General features: G+C 67.5%; 12 protein-coding genes. 7 read left to right on the top strand and 5 right to left on the bottom strand.

Annotated elements, in window-relative coordinates; all coding sequences use genetic code 11:
- The first annotated feature begins 128 nt into the window (after positions 1 to 128).
- On the top strand, positions 129 to 4889 hold the full coding sequence (locus tag PSS76_RS15975) for a CLIPPER-2 domain-containing protein (RefSeq protein WP_337456344.1): 4761 nt from the start codon (positions 129 to 131) through the stop codon (positions 4887 to 4889).
- A 280-nt stretch (positions 4890 to 5169) separates the two neighbouring features.
- Here PSS76_RS15975 and PSS76_RS15970 read toward each other — a convergent pair whose 3' ends face one another.
- On the bottom strand, positions 5170 to 5742 hold the full coding sequence (locus PSS76_RS15970; RefSeq protein ID WP_233282394.1) for a hypothetical protein: 573 nt from the start codon (positions 5740 to 5742) through the stop codon (positions 5170 to 5172).
- On the opposite strand from PSS76_RS15970, the gene PSS76_RS15965 reads away from it, so the two are divergent.
- The 5 genes from PSS76_RS15965 (at position 5717) to PSS76_RS15945 (ending at position 12178) form a co-directional block, all read left to right on the top strand.
- On the top strand, positions 5717 to 10141 hold the full coding sequence (locus PSS76_RS15965) for a DUF5979 domain-containing protein (RefSeq protein ID WP_337456343.1): 4425 nt from the start codon (positions 5717 to 5719) through the stop codon (positions 10139 to 10141). The genes PSS76_RS15970 and PSS76_RS15965 overlap by 26 nt on opposite strands.
- Positions 10142 to 10291: 150 nt before the next feature.
- Complete coding sequence (locus PSS76_RS15960) at positions 10292 to 10432, top strand: hypothetical protein (RefSeq protein WP_005512581.1); 141 nt, start codon at positions 10292 to 10294, stop codon at positions 10430 to 10432.
- 33 nt (positions 10433 to 10465) lie between these two features.
- Positions 10466 to 11269, top strand: coding sequence for a class E sortase (locus PSS76_RS15955; RefSeq protein ID WP_081181719.1), 804 nt, complete (start codon positions 10466 to 10468; stop codon positions 11267 to 11269).
- A gap of 4 nt (positions 11270 to 11273) precedes the next feature.
- Positions 11274 to 11426 (top strand): hypothetical protein, encoded by a 153-nt coding sequence (locus PSS76_RS15950; protein WP_005512585.1) that lies wholly within the window; start codon positions 11274 to 11276, stop codon positions 11424 to 11426.
- Between the two features lie 14 nt (positions 11427 to 11440).
- The gene (locus tag PSS76_RS15945) at positions 11441 to 12178 is read left to right on the top strand and encodes a class F sortase (protein ID WP_231812212.1); all 738 of its coding nucleotides are present in this window, start codon (positions 11441 to 11443) and stop codon (positions 12176 to 12178) included.
- Here the strand turns inward: PSS76_RS15945 and treZ are convergent.
- The 4 genes from treZ to glgX form a co-directional block, all read right to left on the bottom strand.
- Positions 12159 to 13919: a malto-oligosyltrehalose trehalohydrolase gene (gene treZ / locus PSS76_RS15940; protein WP_337456342.1), complete on the bottom strand. Its 1761-nt coding sequence runs from the start codon at positions 13917 to 13919 to the stop codon at positions 12159 to 12161. The genes PSS76_RS15945 and treZ overlap by 20 nt on opposite strands.
- 65 nt (positions 13920 to 13984) lie before the next feature.
- Positions 13985 to 14797, bottom strand: coding sequence for a mycofactocin-coupled SDR family oxidoreductase (locus PSS76_RS15935; RefSeq protein ID WP_005512588.1), 813 nt, complete (start codon positions 14795 to 14797; stop codon positions 13985 to 13987).
- 112 nt (positions 14798 to 14909) lie between these two features.
- Positions 14910 to 17288: a malto-oligosyltrehalose synthase gene (gene treY, locus PSS76_RS15930; RefSeq protein ID WP_337456341.1), complete on the bottom strand. Its 2379-nt coding sequence runs from the start codon at positions 17286 to 17288 to the stop codon at positions 14910 to 14912.
- Positions 17285 to 19402 (bottom strand): glycogen debranching protein GlgX, encoded by a 2118-nt coding sequence (glgX, locus tag PSS76_RS15925; protein WP_084968409.1) that lies wholly within the window; start codon positions 19400 to 19402, stop codon positions 17285 to 17287. Before glgX ends, treY begins: the two co-directional genes overlap by 4 nt.
- Positions 19403 to 19545: 143 nt before the next feature.
- On the opposite strand from glgX, the gene PSS76_RS15920 reads away from it, so the two are divergent.
- Positions 19546 to 19854, top strand: a complete 309-nt coding sequence (locus PSS76_RS15920; protein ID WP_050804406.1) for a PepSY domain-containing protein — start codon at positions 19546 to 19548, stop codon at positions 19852 to 19854.
- The last annotated feature ends 131 nt before the right edge of the window (positions 19855 to 19985 follow it).

Genomic DNA, 19985 nt, shown 5'->3' with positions numbered 1-19985 from the left:
TCGAGGCGCTCCGGGGATGAAGGACGTGTACTACCGATTGTGTTTGTATGTCCCGCGTCGGGGTGATTGTCCATGTCATCCATCGCTCGCAGCCGAATCCGGCCGGGCGTCCATAAGAAGGGCCTCAAATGGTGAGGTTGAGCGGCGCCCTGCGCAGGGGCGTCATCCGAACTGTGGTCATGGCCATGTTGGCCGCCATGGTCACGATTACGACCGCAACGGTCGGGGCGGGGACGGCGGCAGCAGCGGGAACACCGCTGAGCTGCGACGTTCTCTACTCGGTAGACGACGGTTCGAATGCTGCGAAGCGGATCGACCCGAACACCGGAGCTGCGACGTCATCCTTCCCGGTGTCGGGCAACGAGGCGAACCAGCTCGGCATCGCGCCGGGCGGCGCGTACGCCGTCTACACCTCCGGGAAGACGATCTACAAGTACGACGCCCTGACGGAGAAGACCACGAGCGCCACACACAAGCTGAGCCTTTCGGGGACCCACGGCGCCATCGACCCCACCACCGGAATCTTCTATTTCGGCGGTCGTGACGGCGGTGACACGTTCAAGTTCGGTTCCTACAACCCCGGCACCGGTGTGGTGTCGAACTCGATCATCACCGCATCGCTGCCGAGTGCACCCGGAGGCAACGGCGACCTGGCCTTCGATGCGACGGGCAACATGTACGTCGTCGCGGGTGGCGACTCCAACGGCCGTGTGTACCGAATCGCGGGGCCGATCACTCCGAGCTCGAACAACCTGACGGGTACTGCTGTCACCGAGCAGACCAGCGCGTTCAAGAAGTCGAACTCGATCGCCTTCGGTCCCAGCGGTTACCTGTACGTCGGCAGCAGCAGCAGTTTGGTGCGCGTCGATCCGAGCACCGGCGGCCAGGTGGCGTCGTTCTCCCAAGCAGGAGACATGACCGACATGGGTTCGTGCACCGATCCGGTCACCATCGAGCTTCACAAGAACCTCCCCGACGGCCGCGTCGCATCCGGTGACCAATTCGGCCTCGAGATCACCGGCAACGGTCTGAGCACCGGAAACACGGCAACGACGTCCGGCGACAAGAAGGGGCTTCAGGACGCGGTGGCGGGGCCGGTGCTCGGACTCTCGGGCAAGTCGTACACGATCAAGGAGACTGCGAAGAGCGGAGCCGATCTCTCGAACTACCGCACCACGTGGGAGTGCGTCGACGCGAAGACGTCGGCCACGATCTCGAGTGGGGACGGCGCGACGGGCACCGTGGCGGTTCCCAGTGGTTCCGCCGGCAAGAGCATCAGCTGCACTTTCACCAACGGCTCACGCAAGTCCGGTCTCGCGCTGGAGAAGACGGCTGCGCCGAACACCGCAGCCGACTTCACGGTCGGCAACACGATCACCTACAGCTTCAAGATGACCAACACCGGCGATGTGACGTTGAAGGACGTCAAGCCGGTCGAGAAGGACTTCTCCGGTAAGGCGAAGATGTCCGACTTCTCGTGCCCTGAGGGCGCGAAATCGTTGGCCGCCAGGGCTTCCGTGACGTGCACCGCGACGTACGTGCTCCAGCAGGAGGACATCGACCGCGGCACCGTCGACAACACCGCGAGCGCGACCGGCACCGATCCGGGTGGCAAGGCGGTGAACTCCGCCGAGTCCAAGGTGCCGCTGAAGGGTGGTCCGGCCACGCCCGGCATCTCGATCGTGAAGTCCGCGTCGCCGAAGGATGCAGAGAGCTACAAGCTCGGTCAGACGATCAAGTACAGCTTCAAGATCACCAACACCGGTGACGTGACGCTGCGGAACGTCGGGGTGAACGAGGGCGCGTTCACGGGCGCCGGTCCGTTGTCGGCGGTCGAGTGCCCCGACACGGCGAAGGCGCTCGGGCCGAAGGCATCGGTGACGTGCACCGCGGAGTACACGCTGACGCAGAAGGACATCGACAACGGCAGGATCGAGAACACCGCGACCGCGACGGGCACGCCGCCGGGCACGGACACGCCGATCGTGTCCCCGCCGGGCAAGGAGATCGTCGAGGGCAATCCAGCCCGGTCACTGTCTCTCGTGAAGGACGCATCGCCGTCGACCACCGCGGATTACAAGGTGGGCCAGGAGATCTCGTACACCTTCCTGATCAAGAACACGGGCGACGTGACGCTCACCGACGTGCATCCGAACGAGACGAAGTTCTCGGGTTCGGGCGACATGTCGACGTTCGATTGCCCCGCAGGGGCGGCGTCGCTGGCGCCGGGTGCGTCGGTGACCTGCACGGCGAAGTACACGCTGACGCAGACCGACATCGATGCCGGCAAGCTGGAGAACACCGCGACCGCGACGGGTACGCCGCCGTCGGGTGAGCCGGTCACCTCGAAGCCGTCGGACAAGACGCTCTCGGGCGAGCCGAAGCCCGCGATCGCCCTGGAGAAGTCGGCGTCGCCGACGGACCCGGACAAGTTCGCGGTGGGCGAGACCGTCACCTACAGCTTCACGATCACCAACACGGGCAACGTGACACTGAAGGACGTGCGTCCGAACGAGACCGCCTTCACGGGTGAGAGCAGCAGGATCTCGGCGTTCGACTGCCCGGATGCCGCGAAGTCGCTGGCACCCAACGAATCCGTGACGTGCACCGCCACGTACACGCTCGACCAGGCGGACGTGGACCGGGGCAAGCTCGACAACGCCGCGACGGCGACGGGCACCCCGCCATCGGGTGGTCCTGTCACGTCCGACGAGGACGACGCGAAGCTGACGAGTAACCAGAAGCCGAACCTCGAGATCGTCAAGACAGCGTCGCCCAAGGGTGTCTCGGACTTCAAGGTCGGCCAGAAGGTCACCTACACATTCGACGTCACCAACACGGGCAACCAGACCCTGACGGACGTCAAGGTCGTCGAGGGAGCGTTCTCCGGCAGCGGTGAGCTCTCCGACGTGTCCTGCCCGGAGGAAGTGAAGTCCATGGCGCCGGGTGCCGAGGTGTCGTGCACCGCAACGTACGAGCTGACGCAGAAGGACATCGACGCCGGCAAGCTCGACAACGTCGCGACCGCGGTCGGCACGCCCCCGGGCGCCGACACCCCGATCGAGTCCCCGCAGGACGAGGAGAACCTCGCCGGTGATCCCCAGGCGGGACTGAAGCTCGAGAAGACCGCGGAACCGCGGGAGAACGTCCAGGTGAACGACACCGTCACCTACAAGTTCACGATCACCAACACCGGTGATCAGACCCTGACGGACGTCGGCGTCAAGGAGAACGAGTTCTCCGGCAAGGGAACGCTGTCCGCGATCAGCTGCCCGGACGATGCGAAGGAGCTGAATCCCGGGAAGTCGGTGACCTGCGAGGCCACCTACACGTTCACGGTCGAGGACATGAACGTGGGCAGGGTCGAGAACACTGCCACGGCGACGGGTACCCCGCCGTCGGGAACGCCGATCGAGTCCGATCCGTCGGACGTCGACGTCACCGGTGCGCAGGCGCCCCAGCTCGAGGTCGTGAAGTCGGCCTCACTGACGAGCCTGGACGGTTTCAAGGCCGGCGCGAAGGTGAAGTACTCGTTCGCGGTCACCAACACGGGCAACGTCACGGTGGCGAACGTCTCGATCAAGGAAGGCGACTTCTCCGGTACCGGCAAGATCACCGATCTCTCGTGCCCGGAGGAGGCGAAGTCGCTGGCTCCGGGTGCGCAGGTGACCTGCACGGCGCTGTACGAGCTGACCCAGGCCGATGTCGATGCCGGCAAGGTGGAGAACACGGCCACCGCGATCGGCACGCCACCGGGTACCGAGGAGCCGATCGAGTCCCCGCCGTCGGACGGCGGCATCGAGGGCAACCCGAACCCGGACCTGTCGATCGTGAAGACTGCGTCGATCTCCGACTCGTCCGAGTTCACGGTGGGCAAGGAGATCACCTACTCGTTCGTGATCACGAACACCGGTGACGTCACGCTCACCGACGTTCGCCCGAACGAGAAGTCGTTCACCGGATCCGGGCCGATGTCCGATCCGGTCTGCGAGGCGGGCGCGAGCGCACTGGCGCCCAACGACGCGGTGACCTGCACCGCGAACTACACGCTGACGCAGGCCGACATCGATGCCGGCACGCTCGACAACGTCGCGACCGCGACCGGCACCCCGCCGGGCAAGGAGCCGATCGAGTCGCCGGAGTCGCAGGTGTCGCTGCCGGGCCATCCGCACCCGGGCATCAGCATCGTCAAGAAGGCGAACCCGCGCGAGAAGGTGAAGCTGGGGCAGGAGGTGACCTACCGGTTCGTGATCACCAATGTCGGAGACGTGACCCTGAAGGACGTCACCGTGAACGAGGGCGACTTCACGGGCACCGGCACGATGTCGGCGATCACCTGCCCCGACGAGGCGAAGTCGCTGGCGCCGAAGGACTCGGTGGCATGCACCGCGACCTACGTCGTGACGCGGGCCGACGTGAAGAACGGACGCATCGACAACGTCGCGACCGCGTCGGGCACGAACCCGAAGGGCGACGAGGTGGAGTCGGAGCCGTCGAACGAGACGGTGACACCGGACAAGTCGAGCTTCCCGGGTCTGATCATCATCCCGATCATCCCGGGGCTCCTGACGGGCTCGCTCGGCTCGACCGGGTCGACCGGACCTGCGGGCGAGCCGGCGGGTACGGACACGCCGGTCATCGACGGCAACCCCACCGGTGAAGGCAACCAGCCGGGACAGGGGGGCACGGAGTCGGGCACGGACGCCGAGACCCAGGCCTCGAATCCCAAGGGCGGGCTGATCGACTCCGGTCTGGGCGCCGACGGTGACGGCGGGCTGAACTCCGGTCTCGTCGCCGGCGGACTGGCACTGCTGATCGCCGCAGGCGGTGTGCTGGTTGTGGCACTGCGCAGGCGCAGGGCCGAGGACGGTGATGTCACGGACCTGTGATGAACCCTGACGATTGACGGGGTGGCCCGAGACGGAATCGTCTCGGGCCACCCTTGCTTCGGCTCGGCCCCGTCGGGCAATCGGGTGGCGCCTTCGCCCCGCTTCGGCTGGCGGCTGCGGACCGGTTGCGGCACAGTGGTGTACGACACACTTCGCGTGCATCGACCGCCCTCGGAACGGGGGGTCTCCGGTGGACCGCGAAGGTGTGCGGTGGGTCACCTTTCGGCCGAGAGGTGGATGATTTCGAGGGTGAGATTCCGATCGGCACGCAAGTGTCCGGTCATCGCCGGTCCGTGTCGATCGGATCGCGGCGCAACTCCGAATTGGTCAGCAGCGCATGCCATTTCGTTATGACTGCGCGCTCGCGCCCGAGGCCCCATCCCCGGTGTGAACGAGTTTCTGTGTCACTTTTCGTGTCATCACTTCGTGTATATGAGGTGTTTGTCCTGTTTCCGTAGTCGGTCGCCGGCCCCTCGTCAGGCGTGCGGCAAATCGGATGTGTCGAACGAGAGGTGTCCTTCATGCGTAAACGTGTGTTCCTGCGTCGTGCCGGAGGGGAGGTGGTGTCACGGTGGGCGGCGCTCGGGATGATCTTTGCGGTTCTGACTCTGGTCTTATCCTCGTTCTCCATCGCCCCGATGGCCTCGGCGAACCCGAGCGAAACATCGACCACCTCCGCTCCGACGCGCACCGCCGAGAGCTCGCCCTCGACGACGGGACAGAGCTCCGCTCCGATCGCACCGACGACCACGACCAAGGCGCCGACGACCACCACGTCGCAGGCGCCGGTGACCACGACGACGGCCCCGGCCGAGTCGACGTCGCCGGTGACCACGACGAGCGTGCCGACCACGACGGCGCAGCAGCGTGCCGCAGCCGTCACCCCGCGCGGAGTCAACGACAAGATCACCGTCGAGATCACCGACGTCCAGGTCGAGGGGGCGAACGGCCAGCAGATCAAGGTCGGCGATTCCGTCTCGGTGAAGGGCAAGTGGGACGCGCGGACCGCCGCTCCTCAGCCCGGCGACCAGTTCACCGTCCGGTTCCCTGAGGTCCTCAAACTCGACGCCAACCCCAGGATCGATCTGGTCGGCGACGGCACTGTCTGGGGCACCTGCGAGTTGGTGGCCGCCACCAACCTCATGACCTGCGTGCTCACCGATGCGGTGGCGGACAGGCCCGAAGACGTCTACGGCGACTTCGAGGTCTACACGAAGGCAGTTGCCTACACCACGGCCGAGAACATCGATTTCGTCCTCAACGGCGAGTTCACGCAGTCGTACCCGCTGCCCGGCGGTGGCGGCATCAGCGACGGCAAGGATCTCGGCGCTGCCAAGAAGTCCGGAAAGCTGCAGTCGGACAAGCAGGCCGTGCGGTGGACCATCGACATTCCCGGCAAGGACCTGGCCGCTCTGGACGCAGCCGGTACCGGTTCGGTGACCCTGAACGACGCGCTCTCGGCCAACATGAAGCTCTGCGACACCGGTCGGCTCAACGCGACGCTGCAGTCCGGTCGCCCGGGCGACCTGAAGGCGGTCAGCGGTGGCGTCACCGTCACCCAGAATGCCGCGGGCGAACCCGTCTCGATCGCGCTCACGAACGGCAAGGCGTTCGACAGCAACCTGCTGTACCGGATCGAGTACACCTCGTGCACGGCCAGTGGACAGGTGGACCCGGTCGGAACCGTCTACGACAACGCCGTGACGATCGGCAACAAGGACGTGCCGTCGACCGGCGTCGGCCAGGACTGGACGCCGCAGACCGCGCCGTCGAAGTCCGGCAGCCTGGACAAGGCCAAGCGCTACAAGGAGGCGGCCTGGACCATCATGGTCCCCGGCACGTTCATCGCCGGCAGCGCCGACCATACGGTGTCCATCGCCGACACCCTCACGGGCAACCACGCCGTCTGCGCGACGGGGCTCGTCGTGAAGATCGCCAAGGCGAACTACCTGCCCGACGCCAGCGGCAACAGCCCCGGGCGGACGGATGTCACCGGCCAGTTCACGATCGATGTCGATGCCGCCCCCGGCGCCAAGGACATCAGTGTCACGATCACGCCGAAGGACGTCGCCGCGTTCGACCCGGAGCAGTACTACTACGTGAGCTACCGGACCTGCCTCACCGAGGACAGGGTCCCGGACAACACCGAGGTCTTCGCCAACTCGGCGAGCCTCAACGGCCGCCCCCCGGTCACCGCTTCGGTGAGGGGCCCCGAGTTCAAGAGCGGCAAGAGCGGCCAGCTCAACACCACCGAGCGTGATGTCGCCGGTGAGAAGCAGCCGGCCGGCACCACCCTCGACTGGAAGGTGGAGATTCCCGGACGTCACCTCGAAGGCCTGACGGAACCGGCGGTCATCAGTGACACCTTCTCGGGCACCCTGACCGTCTGCGACGTCGGCAACGACATCAAGGCAAACCTCAATCTCCGGGTGATCGCGCGGGACTTCCTCGGCGACAAGGCTGTTGCCGAGCGGGACCTCACCGCCACCACCGGCGTCGTGCGCACGGCCGGCGGGGTCGACTTCACCCTGCCGTTGGAGGAGTACGACCGTGAGACCCGGTACTACATCGACTACACCCTCTGCACCGCCAGCGGTGGTCTCGACGGGCGTGGCACGGTGTACGGAAACTCGCTCACCTACCAGGGCCGCGATGCCATCACGAGCAGCGTCCGACAGGAGTGGGGTGGCGGCGGCACCGGCACCGGCGTGTCGCGCGGCTCGTTCTCGCTGTTGAAGGAGGTCGCGTCCTTCTCCAAGCCGTTCCCGCAGAGAACCGAGTTCACCGTCAAGGTCGAGGAGTTCGCCCCCGGTAAGAACCCGGCGACCGACAAGCCGGACAGCTCGTACAACGTCAAGGTGAAGGCGGACGGCACACCCGTCAGCGGAGTCAACCCCCGCGGTACCGGTTGGCAGATCCGCCTGTCCGAGATCGATCTGCCCACCGTCGACGGCGTCTACTTCGAGCAGGGCAAGTTCCGTCCGGCAGAGGGCGTGACCCTGAACGCGGATCAGACCCAGGCGGTCGTGACCATTGCACCGAAGACCAACATCGGTGTCACCCTGGTCAACAACGCCGTCCTGGGCAAGGCGACGATCACCAAGGCCGTCGTGGGTGACGGGCTCGGCGGTCTCACCGGCAACGAGTCCTTCGTCATCGACGCACACATCGCCGACGACGACGACACCACCGGCGACGAGGTGCGCCAGTTCACCCTGCGGAACGGCCAGCACTTCGAGCTGGCAGATCTACCTATCGGAGCGAAGGTCACCTTCTCGGAGGTACTGCCGCTGAACACCGATCGGGTGACGTGGTCGGCACCGGTGATCGAGCCGAAGACGCTCACCATCGGCACCGATGCCACGGCGAACAGGGTCTCCGTCACGAACGAGGCCAAGGTCACCATGGGCACCTTCGCGGTCAGCAAGAAGCTCACGGGTCCCGAGGCATTCGACAAGTCCGTGCCGAAGACGTTCGACGTGATCGCCAGTTGGAACGCGGACGGAGCGCCGCAGTCCAAGACGCTCACGCTCCCGGCCGACGGCACCGCGGTTCCGTTCGGTGCGAATCTGCCGGGCGGTACCGAAGTCACGCTGACCGAGACGGTTCCGGCGAACGGCAACGGCCTCGCGTGGGGCGTGCCCTCGTACTCCGGGAACGTGACGATCGGTGACGACGGCTCGGCCGCGGTCACCATCGGCAAGGACGCGGGCAAGGTCGAGGTGACGAACTACGTCGACAAGAACGACGGCACCCTGCGCATCGCCAAGCAGGTCGGCGGCGAGGCCGCCGAGGCGGTCGGTGACGACGCCGAGTTCACGGTGCAGGCACGTTGGAAGGACGGCACCGAGTACGTCACCAAGGACCTGACCGTGAAGCAGGGCGCGGCCACGTCGCTCGGTGTCGACCTCCCCGTCGGTACCGAGGTGACCTTCACCGAGACCGGGCGTCCCGAGATCGCCGGAGTCGAATGGGGCACGATCTCGTGGGGCACGGACCCGAACGGCGAATCGTGGCTCGTCACGAATCCCGGTGGCACCGCGACCGGAATCGTCTCCGACGACCCGACGGACGGCCGTCTGATCACGCTGTCGAACGAGGCGCTGTGGAAGAACGGCTCCGTCGAGTTCACCAAGTTCGTCTTCGACGGTGAGGATCCCGTCCCCGCCACAGAGGCCGACCTGCCCGACGGTGCGGCGTTCGAGGTCCGGATCGAGGGCATCGATCCGGCACTTCCGGGAGGAACCGACTTCCCGGCCGTGGGTGAGACCATCACCCTCGACGCCGCAAACGGCTGGAGCTGGAAGTCCGGCGACGTTCTGCCGCGGAACACTGTGATCACCTTCTCCGAGGTCGATCCCGCCGCCCTGCCCGGAATGGATTGGGCGCGGCCGTTCTACTACGTGGCCGCGGATGCCGGTGAGCCCGGTGACCGCAACACGGTCCAGATCGTTGCGGGCGACGAATCCGTGGTGGAGATCCGCAACCGACCGATCCCCACGGCGGACGTGGACATCGACAAGATCGTGAGCGGTCCGAAGGGCAATCAGGTCGCCAAGGACGGTTCGACGATCTTCCAGGTCACGGCCTCGTGGACGGATGTCGACGACGAGAACCGTTCCTGTGTCCTCGACGTGAAGCCGGGCGCTCCGGCCACCCCGACGGCGGACTGTGACGCTCCGGTCGTCGACGGCCGGGTGCAGTTCCCGCTGGGCACCGAGATCACCTTCGCCGAGACCGGCGCCTACACCGACGTGACCAACGTCAAGTGGGGCGAGGTCGTCTGGGGTGTGGAGGAAGGTAGTGCGGACGTCGCGGCGATCGACGGCAAGCCGACCGGAGTCTCGGTCACCCTTACCGGTGACTCGAACGAGCCGGTGGTGCTGGGACTCGAGAACAAGACCAGCAGCAACGGTCTGATCATCATCCCGCTCCCGATTCCGTTGCCGCCGTGGAACGGATCGCTGACCCCGCCGGGGTCGGGCTCCGAGTGGCCGACGCCGCCGGTCTCGGGTGAGCCGGGCGGGCCGGCGCAACCGGGTGGACCTGCCTCGCCGGAGAATGCGGGGGAGACCGGCCACAACGGTGCTCCGGGCAAGCCTGCGCCGAGCAAGCCGGCGCCGGACCAGTCGTCGTCGCTGCCCGTGACGGGTGCGAACGTCGTCTGGCTCGCCGGTGCAGCGCTCGCGCTGATCGCCGGTGGTGGATGGCTGACTCTGCGTAGCCGCAGGAGGGTGTCCGGCGAGGGATAGTTCCCTCGGGCACCCGGCTGGTGGGGCGGGTGCGACCTCGTCTGTCGCATCCGCCCCGCGCCGCAGTTCGCTCGAATCGAACACCGCTCCACAGCGGACCAGGAATATCGCGGCCGATGATTCGGTCGCCCTCGAAAAGGAGAAACTTCCGTGCTAGTCCTCCCGCTCTCCCTCACCTTCGACGTCCAGACCACCGGCTCTGCCGTGATCGACGGGCTCGGTCGGCTGTCCGTGCTTCTCTACGACCTGCTCGGTGGCGCCGGCAGCGCTGCGATCAACGTGGGTAGCTAGCCGGTTCGACACCTGTGGAAGGGGCTCCGGCCCATGCGCGACACCGAAGTTCCGGGTCCGGAACGGGCCCGGCCGAACAGCGGCCGGGTCATCGGCGAACTGCTCCTCACTGCGGGGGCCGTCCTCCTGCTGTACGTCTTCTACGAGGCGTTCTGGACCAATATCGTCTCGGCGCGGCTGCAAGACGAGGTCGACAGCGGCCTGACGGAGTCCTGGAGCAACGGGGCGACCGGCGACGAGTCGGTCGCCCCGGCGCCTCCCGCGCTGGGCGAAGGGTTTGCGCGCGTGCACATTCCCGCCCTCGATGCCGCTTACGCCGTCGTCGAGGGCACGCGCAACGAGGACCTGCGGGCCGGCCCCGGCCACTACGTCGACACCCAGATGCCCGGCGAGCCGGGAAATTTCGCGCTCGCCGGGCATCGCATCGGTACCGGTGCGGTATTCCAGCACCTGGATCGACTCGACACCTGTGATGCCGTGGTCGTGGAGACCGAGTTCCGATGGATCACGTATCGGGTTCTCCCACTCGGAAACGATCAGCTCGGGCGCCGCGCCGAGGCGGCTGCCTGTCTGAGCCCGGAGCAGGTCGATCGCGTCGCCGACGGCGACTATGCCCACGTCGTGGGGCGGCACATCACCACCCCCGACGACGTCGAGGTCGTCAACCCGCTGCCCGGGGCCCCGTGGGTCGAACCGCACTCCGGGCTCGAAAGCACCCTGACGCTCACCACGTGCCATCCGTTGTTCTCGAACACCGAACGCATGATCGTGCACGCGGTTCGCGTCGAATCCGTGTCGAAGTCCGCGGGAACCCTCCCCGCGGCATTGCAGGAGTAGACAGATGTACGGCTACCTTTGGCGCGCCCTCCCCGGACCCCGTCCGGTGAAGGCCGCGCTCGCGATCCTCATCGCGGTCGCGCTCGTGCTGCTCCTCATGGAAGTCGTCTTCCCCTGGGTGTCGGCGCAGATGCCCTACTCTGACGTCACCGTCTAGGGAGGATGGCGTTCATGGGTAGGCACGAGGCCGCGCGACGAGCAGGTCGGGGTGGGACGATCCTGATGGTCGTCGTCGCGCTCGTCCTGCTCGCGGGTGGCGGATTCCTCGTCTTCCGTGGGTTGCAGCCAGATCCTGCGGCGGCCGCGCCGGTACCGCGATCGACGTTCGAACTGCCCCCCGACGGCGTCGCGGATCCGGTCGACGGCGCGTTGCCGGGGATCGGTGCCGGTGGGCAGACGCGCAAACCCGGACCGGCGGCGGAGAATCCGTCGGACCGACCACAGGTGCCCGCCGGACCGCTGCCCGACAACAGTGTGGTGATCCCGGCGATCGGGGTGCAGACCACGCTCGATCCGCTCGGGTTGGCGCCGGATCAGAGCCTGTTGCTGCCGCGGGATGTGAGCCAGGTGACGTACTGGACCGGTTCGGCGCCGATCGATGCCCCGGACGGAGGGATCCTGGTGGCCGGTCACGTCGACAACGCGAATCAGGGTGAGGGTGCCCTGTATTGGATGCACACGCTGTATCCCGGCGACGCGGTGTACGTGACGAAGGACGGCGTCGTGACGCGCTGGAAGATCACGAAGATGGAGCGGTTCGTCAAGCAGGCGCTGCCGGACTGGGCGTTCCAGGGTCCGGGCGGCCCGCGCGAACTGCACGTCGTCACGTGTGGCGGGGAGATCGTGAAGGACGCCCAGGGACGTGGCACCTACCTCGAGAACGTGGTGGTCACCGCCGTCCCGTTCTGATCCGGGCAACCGGATCGGCGTCCAGGACGGCGAACGAATGTCCCGGTAACACCACCGCGGAGGCTGTCGCGTCCACGGTGGGCTCGTCCCACCACAGCAGTGGGATCCCGCCGATCGGCACCGTCACCGGGTCGGGACCCAGGTTGCACACCACGCGCAGCGACCCGCGAATCATCGCAATCCACTGCGTGTCCTCGTCGTACTCGATGCCGAGGTGCTCGAGCCACGGGTCGCTGATCTCGGATCGTCTGCGCCGCAGCGCAATCAGTGCCCGATAGCACTCCAACAGGCGGTCGTGCGGGCGACGCGTCGGCTCGTTCCAGTCGAGTTTGGAGCGCTCGAACGTCGCGGGCTCCTGCGGATCCGGCACGGCGTCCGCGGTCCACCCGTGCTCGGCGAATTCACGGCGACGTCCCTCCGCCGTCGCCGCACCGAGGTCGGCCTCCGGGTGCGACGTGAAGTACTGGAACGGTGTTCGGGCGCCCCACTCCTCGCCCATGAACAGCATCGGCGTGTAGGGGGAGCACAGGACCAGCGCCGCCTTGACCGCGAGTTGCCCGTCGGACAGGTACGTGCCCGGGCGGTCGCCCGTGGCGCGGTTGCCGATCTGATCGTGCGTGCACGTGTATGCCAGGAGCGCGTCGGCGGGGATCCTCCGGATGTCGATGGGGCGCCCATGGATTCGCCCGCGGAACGTCGAGTACGTGCCGTTGTGGAAGTAGCCCTGGGTGAGGGTGCGGGCGAGGGCCTGCAGCGAGCCGAAATCGCCGTAGTAGCCCTGACGTTCGCCCGACACCGCGGCGTGGATCGCGTGATGGATGTCGTCGTCCCACTGCGCGTCGAGACCCAGTCCGCCGGCGGCCCGTGCCGTGATGATCCGCGGGTCGTTGAGGTCGCTCTCGGCGATGAGCGTGAGTGGGCGTCGCAGATGAGCCGACAGCCGGTGGACCTCGATCGACAGCTCCTCGAGCAGGTGTGTCGCCGAGTTGTCGACCAGGGCATGTACGGCGTCGAGCCGCAGGGCGTCGACGTGGAAGTCGCGGAACCAGCGCAGCGCGTTGTCGACGACGTAGCGGCGGACCACGGTGGACTCGGGACCCGACAGGTTGACGTCGCGCCCCCACGAGTTGGCGCCATCGGCGAGGTACGGGCCGAATCTGTCGAGGTAGTTGCCCGACGGTCCGAGGTGGTTGTAGACGACGTCCAGAGCCACCGCGAGCCCGCGCCGGTGACACTCGTCGACGAACCGTTGCAACCCGTCCGGGCCGCCGTACTGTTCGTGGACGGCGTACCAGAGCACGCCGTCGTAGCCCCAGTTGTGGGTGCCGCCCCAGGCCGCAACCGGCATCAGCTCGACGAAGCCGACGCCGAGGTCGACGAGGTGATCGAGGCGGCCGATCGCGGCGTCGAACGTGCCCTCCGGCGTGAACGTGCCGATGTGCAGTTCGTAGACGACGCTGCCGGCCAACTGCCGGCCCGTCCACGCCGCGTCCGTCCACCGGTTCGGGTCGAGTTCGTGCAGCTGGGACGGCAGATGTACGCCCTCCGGCTGACGCGGGGAGCGTGGATCGGGGAGCACGACGGGGGAGTCGTCGAGCACGTACCCGTACCGCGCCCCCGGCGCGGCGGCGACGTCGGCGTGCCACCAGCCGTCGGCGGAGCGCGTCATCTCGTGCTCGGATCCGTCCACGTGGACGCGCACCGAGCGGGGGATCGGGGCCCAGACCTCGAAGGTGTGCACGTGATCAGCATGCCCCGATCGCGTGCACACCGCAGCCGACCTGTGTCGATCAGCCGCTCAGTCTCTCAGCGGATGAGAGTCCCGAGGTCGACGGGCAGCTGGATGCCGGTGACGTGCCGGGCCTCGTCCGACGCCAGCCACGCGACGGCGTTGGCGATGTCCTCGGGCCGGCTGATCTGGTCGGGCAGGCTGCCCATGAAGATCGGGGCCAGCGTGGTCGCGTACTCCTGCACCAGCGCGTGCATGTCGTTGACCTGCATACCCGTGTCGACGCCGTTGGGGTGAACGGTGTTGACGCGAATGTTGTGCGCGCCGAGTTCGACGGCGAGCGTCTTCGCGAGCCCGGTGACGCCGTGCTTGCTGGCCACGTAGTGGCCGAGGAACGGCAGCCCGCGCAGACCCGCCACGGAGCTGGTGATGACGATCGAACCGCCCTCGCCCTGCTCGATCAGGTGCGGGATCGCGGCCTTGCAGGTGTGGAACACGCCGGTGAGGTTGACGTCGAGCGTCTCCTGCCACTGCTCGGGGGTGATCTCCCACGACATGGCGCCCGAACAGATGCCGGCATTCGCGACGACGACGTCGAGTCGGCCCAGCGCGGCGATGCCGGTTGCGAGCGCTTCGGACACCGCGGCGAAGTCGCGAACATCCGTCTTGGTGGCGACGATCTTTCGGCCCTGTGCCTCGACCTGTGCGACGGTCTCGGCGAGGTCCGCCTCGGTGGCGCCGTCGTAGGCGGTGGAGTCGAAGTCGGCACACGCGTCGATCGCGATGATGTCGGCGCCCTCGGATGCCAGCCGCACTGCCTCGGCGCGGCCCTGGCCCCGCGCCGCTCCGGTGATGAATGCAACCTTGCCGACGAAACGGTTCGCGCTCATGGGTACTGCCTCCAGTCTTCGACGATCGTGTGATCTGGACCATATGAAGCGGCGGCGACCGGTGTCGGCGCGGTCCCGGTCACCGGGAGGACGAGCGGCGGCCGAGCGTCGTTCAGGGCCGGTCGAGCCGGACCAGCAGGGCGACGGGTAGCCGGCCGAAGACCTTCGCCAGCGGGATCGACCCGGTGTGGAGTTCCCCTGTCAGCCGGTCGAACCAGCTTCCGGTCGGAAGTGCGATGCTCGAACTGCCCCAACCGTTCTCGTGGATCAGCACGCTGTGCCGAGTCGCGAGTGCGATGACGTCCGAGGGAGCGCCCACGGGCCCGCGCGCGAACCCGAGTAGGTGGTCCCGGGCCGGACCGACCCCGAAGACGGGGCGGTAGTGTCCGCCCACGAAACTGTCGGGGCGCTCCCGCCGCAGTCGCAACGCAATGCGCGTCACGTGCAGCTTCGCGGTACCCGACGCGTCGATCGGCGGGGCCTCGACACCGGGGGTGTCCATCGATTTCAGGACGGCGCGTCGGACGGCGAAGTCCACGGGACGCCGGTTGTCGGGGTCGACCAGCGAGTCCTCCCACAGTTCGGTGCCCTGGTACACGTCCGGGATGCCCGGCCCGCACAGTTGCAGCAGCTTTTGGCCCAGCGCGTCCGACCAACCGTGCGGTGCCAGGTGCTGGGCGATCCGACCGATGCTCCGGCCCACCGGACCGTCGAGAACCCGGTCGATCCACTCGTGCAGGGCGTCCTCGAACTTCGTGTCGATCGCGGTCCACGACGTGCGCACCCCTGCTTCCCGGGCGGCCTTCTCGGCGTAGGCGTGCAGACGCGGCCGCAGGTCCGCACCGTCGGGGGACGGTCCGTCGACGGGCCACACCCCGAACATGTTCTGCCACATCATCAGTCCCAGGACGCCGTCCGGGCTGGGGGCCGACATCTCCCAGTCGGCGACGCAGCGGGCCCACAGTTCCGGCACCTGCGAGAGCACCCCGATGCGGGCACGGACGTCCTCCCCGCGTTTCGTGTCGTGAGTGGACAGGGTGGTCATCGTGCGCGGCCAGAAGCGTGCACGTTCGTGGGCACGCAGATGGAACTCGGCAGGAGAGCAGCCGACGACACCCGGGTCGCCACCGACCTCGAGGAGCGACACGAGGCGAGCGGTCCGATAGAACAGGCAGTCCTCCACCGCCTTCGCGGTGACGGCACCGCACACCTGGTGGAATCGGATCCGGGACTCGGAGCCGTCGACGAGGGCGCTCGCGAGCGTCGTCAGGGCCGTCTGCCATTCCGGGTGCCGGTCGACGGTCTCGCCGATGATGCGCGGCACGATGCCGGCGAGCGGCGCGTAATCGGCCCGGTACACCGGCATGTGTGCGAGGACCTCCACCAGGGCGTCGCGTAGTTGCTCCGGATTGCAGAACGTGGGTGAATCCCGCAGCACCGCCCGGGTCAGCCGGCGTAACTCGGGAGCGAGGTCGCCGCGAGCGACGCTGCGGCGCAATTCGGTTCCGTTCTCGTCCAACCAGGCACGGTCCCCGGCCGCGCCGGCACGGGCCGCCAACTCGGTGAGCGCCGCCGTCCCGGCCGGATCGAGGAACACGCCACCGTACTCGGCGAGGGCGTCGTAGCCGGTGGTGCCGTCGATCGGCAGAGTGGGATCGAGCGGTTCCCCTGCCGCGAGGATCTTCTCGGCCACCAGCCAACGATCGGGTCCGATGAGCCCGCGGAGGTTGCGCAGGTATCCGGCGGGATCGCTCAGCCCGTCAGGGTGGTCGACCCGGACACCGTCGACCATGTCGTCGCGTACCCACGATGCGAACTGGTGGTGGGTGGTGTCGAACACCCGCGGATCCTCCTGCCGGAGCGCGGCCAGATCGTTGATCGCGAAGAAGCGCCGATAGCCGACCCGGCCGTCCCGCCACGGCACCAGCCGATACGGCTGTCGTGCGTGAATCTCCCGGGGGTCGCCGTCGTCGGTGCCGGGGGCGATCGGGAAGCGCTGCTCGCCCAGCGCCAGCAGGGGAGTGCCGCCCGTGCGATCGACCTGCAGGGCCAGCAGATCACGTTCGTCGGCGAGCACCGGCAGCGCGATCCGCCCGTCGGTGCCGTTGTCGTCCCGCCAGTCGATGTCGAAGAACCGGGCGAACGGGGAGCGGTGGCCGTTCGTCAATACATCCCACCACCAGCGGTTGTGCTGCGGCCGGCCGATTCCGAGATGGTTGGGCACCAGGTCGACGACCAGTCCCATGCCGCGCTCGCTCAGTTCCGCGGACAGCGCGACCAGTGCGGGACGCCCGCCCAGTTCGGACGACACCGATGTGGGGTCGGCGACGTCGTAGCCGTGGGTGGATCCGGGCATCGCCGTCAGGATCGGCGAGAGGTAGACGTGCGAGACGCCGAGCCGATCGAGATAGTCGGCGAGTCGGCGTGCGTCGTCGAGGGTGAAGGCGTCACCTCGCAGTTGCAGTCGGTACGTCGCGGTGATCGGTCTCATGACGGCCGGTCCCGCCGCAGCACCAGCAGGGATCGGGACGGCACGGTGAGCGTGTCTCCTGCGTGGGCAGCGAAATCCGTTGCCCCGGTGGGCGAGCAGGTGTCCAGCTCGCCGACCCACCGGCTCTCCTCGGGGCCCGACGGAACCGCGAACTCGACGTCGGCATCGTGCGCGTTGAAGAACAGCAGAAACGAGTCGTCGACCACACGGCGCCCGCGGTGATCGGGTTCGGGTATCGCATCACCGCCCAGATACACCGCCAGGACCTTGCCGAATCCGCTGTCCCAGTCCTCGGTGGTCATCTCCCGGCCGGTCGGGGTGAGCCACGCGATGTCGGGGCGGTGTTCGTCGCGGACGGGGCGGCCGGCGAGGAAGCGCCGTCGGCGGAAGACCGGGTGCGCGGCCCGCAATGCCGACGCACGACGGGCGAAGGCCAACAGATCCGAGTGTGTTCGCGTCAGTGACCAGTCCATCCACGACAGCGGCGAATCCTGGCAGTAGACATTGTTGTTGCCGTTCTGGGTGCGGCCCATCTCGTCGCCGTGGGCAAGCATCGGGGTGCCCTGGCTGAGGAGCAGCGTGGCGAGGATGTTGCGCTGCTGCCGGCCCCGAAGGGCGAGGACTGTGGGGTCGTCGGTGGGCCCTTCGACGCCGCAGTTCCACGACCGATTGTGGCTTTCACCGTCCCGGTTGTCCTCACCGTTGGCCTCGTTGTGCTTCTCCTCGTACGCCACGAGATCGGCGAGAGTGAAACCGTCGTGGGCGGTCACGAAGTTGATGCTCGCGCTGGGGCGACGCCCGGTGGCCTCGTACAGATCCGACGACCCGGTCAGGCGGGACGCGAACTCCCCGAGGGTGGCCGGCTGTCCGCGCCAGAAGTCGCGGACGGTGTCGCGGTACTTGCCGTTCCACTCGGTCCACAACCCGGGAAAGTTCCCGACCTGGTAGCCGCCCTCGCCGACGTCCCAGGGTTCGGCGATCAGCTTCACCTGGCTCACCACAGGATCCTGCTGCACCAGATCGAAGAACGCGGAAAGCCGGTCCACGTCGTGCAATTCGCGGGCGAGGGTCGACGCCAGATCGAAACGGAAACCGTCGACGTGCATCTCGGTCACCCAGTAGCGCAGCGAGTCCATGATGAGTTGAAGGGTGTGCGGATGCCGGGCGTTGAGGCTGTTACCGGTGCCCGTGTAGTCCTTGTAGCGGGACGGATCGTCGTCGTCGAGTCGGTAGTACGCGGCGTTGTCGATGCCGCGGAAGACGACGGTCGGGCCGCGGTGGTCGCCCTCGGCGGTGTGGTTGTAGACGACGTCGAGAATCACCTCGATACCGGCGTCGTGGAACGCGCGCACCATCGCCTTGAACTCGGTGACCACGCCGCTCGGCTCGGTGGCCGACGAGTATTCGACATGTGGTGCCAGGAATCCGTAGCTGTTGTAGCCCCAGTAGTTTCGCAACCCCTGATCGAGCAGGATCTGGTCGTGCATGAACTGGTGTACCGGCATCAGCTCGATCGCCGTGACCCCGAGCGCACGGAGGTGATCGATCACCACCGGGTGCGCGAGCCCGGCGTAGGTGCCGCGCAGCTGGGCCGGAATCTCCGGATGGGTCGCGGTCATGCCCTTGACGTGAGCCTCGTAGATGAGGGTCTCGTGGTACGGCGTGCGCGGCGGCCGGTCCGCGCCCCAGTCGAAGAACGGGTTGATCACGACAGTCGTCATCGTGTGGCCGAGCGTGTCCTCGCCGAACGCGTGCAGTGACGGGTGGCCGTCGAACACGCCGTCGAAAGCCTTGCCGTAGGGATCGAGCAGGAACTTGGATGGATCGCACCGGAGCCCGGCCTCCGGGTCGAAAGGCCCGTGGACCCGGAACCCGTACCGCTGCCCAGGTCCTACGGACGGCAGGTACACGTGCCACACGTGGCCGTCGACCTCGTCGAGCCGGACGCGGGTCTCGGTGCCGTCGCTCGCGATCAGGCACAGGTCCACCGCCTCGGCGACCTCGGAGAACAGTGAGAAGTTGGTGCCGCCCCCGTCGTAGGTGGCGCCGAGCGGATACGCGGCTCCCGGCCACGTCTCGATCGGCGGCGCTACGCCGGGCCCGCTGCGCTCCATGCTGCTGAACCCTAGCTGTAAGCCGACCGGTGCACCCGGATTGTGACAAGGGTTCGATCGCAGGTTCGTTCACCCTGTCGCTGGTGAGTGGTTCGGTCTAGCGTGGAGACGAAGTCGCACTTCCAGTGGAGGGGTGAGGTCCTGTGTTCTCCCATTCTCGTGCAGCTTCTCGGGGAGCCGGGTCGGCCATCGCGGTGATCTGCTCCGCCGTCGTCGGATCCGGCGCACTCGTACTCGGCGCCGGCACCGCCGCGGCGCAGGAGACGCCGCCGGGACCTGCGATCCTGGGCGTCGAACTCGACGAGGAGGACGGTCGCCCCACGGTGGAGATCGACTACGTGAATCTGCAGGGCGAGCGGCGCGAGATCGACGTGGATCTGCAGACCGGCCTGATCACCGAGGACGAGCCGGACGACGAGGCGACGGCACCGGCCTCGACATTGCCGGGCTGACGACTCGCGTCTCCCTACCGCGTGTCGATCGCGGGGGTTACCGCCGCACGGTGGCCGCTCTACACTGAGGATCCGGCGACCCGGCGCTTCGGCTGTGTCGTTTGAACGGATTGTCCCGCAACCTGTTCCGT

Source organism: Prescottella sp. D32 (genome assembly GCF_037287305.1).
GTDB classification, from domain to species: domain Bacteria; phylum Actinomycetota; class Actinomycetes; order Mycobacteriales; family Mycobacteriaceae; genus Prescottella; species Prescottella equi.
This window is presented reverse-complemented; position numbering and strand designations above follow the sequence as displayed.

What these genes read in the sequence shown, in the direction of transcription:
- PSS76_RS15935 (WP_005512588.1), bottom strand. Translation starts at nt 14,797, where the DNA reads ATGAGCGCGAACCGTTTCGTCGGCAAGGTTGCATTCATCACCGGAGCG.
- glgX (WP_084968409.1), bottom strand. Translation starts at nt 19,402, where the DNA reads ATGGAGCGCAGCGGGCCCGGCGTAGCGCCGCCGATCGAGACGTGGCCG.
- PSS76_RS15955 (WP_081181719.1), top strand. Translation starts at nt 10,466, where the DNA reads ATGCGCGACACCGAAGTTCCGGGTCCGGAACGGGCCCGGCCGAACAGC.
- PSS76_RS15975 (WP_337456344.1), top strand. Translation starts at nt 129, where the DNA reads ATGGTGAGGTTGAGCGGCGCCCTGCGCAGGGGCGTCATCCGAACTGTG.
- PSS76_RS15945 (WP_231812212.1), top strand. Translation starts at nt 11,441, where the DNA reads ATGGGTAGGCACGAGGCCGCGCGACGAGCAGGTCGGGGTGGGACGATC.
- treY (WP_337456341.1), bottom strand. Translation starts at nt 17,288, where the DNA reads ATGAGACCGATCACCGCGACGTACCGACTGCAACTGCGAGGTGACGCC.
- PSS76_RS15950 (WP_005512585.1), top strand. Translation starts at nt 11,274, where the DNA reads ATGTACGGCTACCTTTGGCGCGCCCTCCCCGGACCCCGTCCGGTGAAG.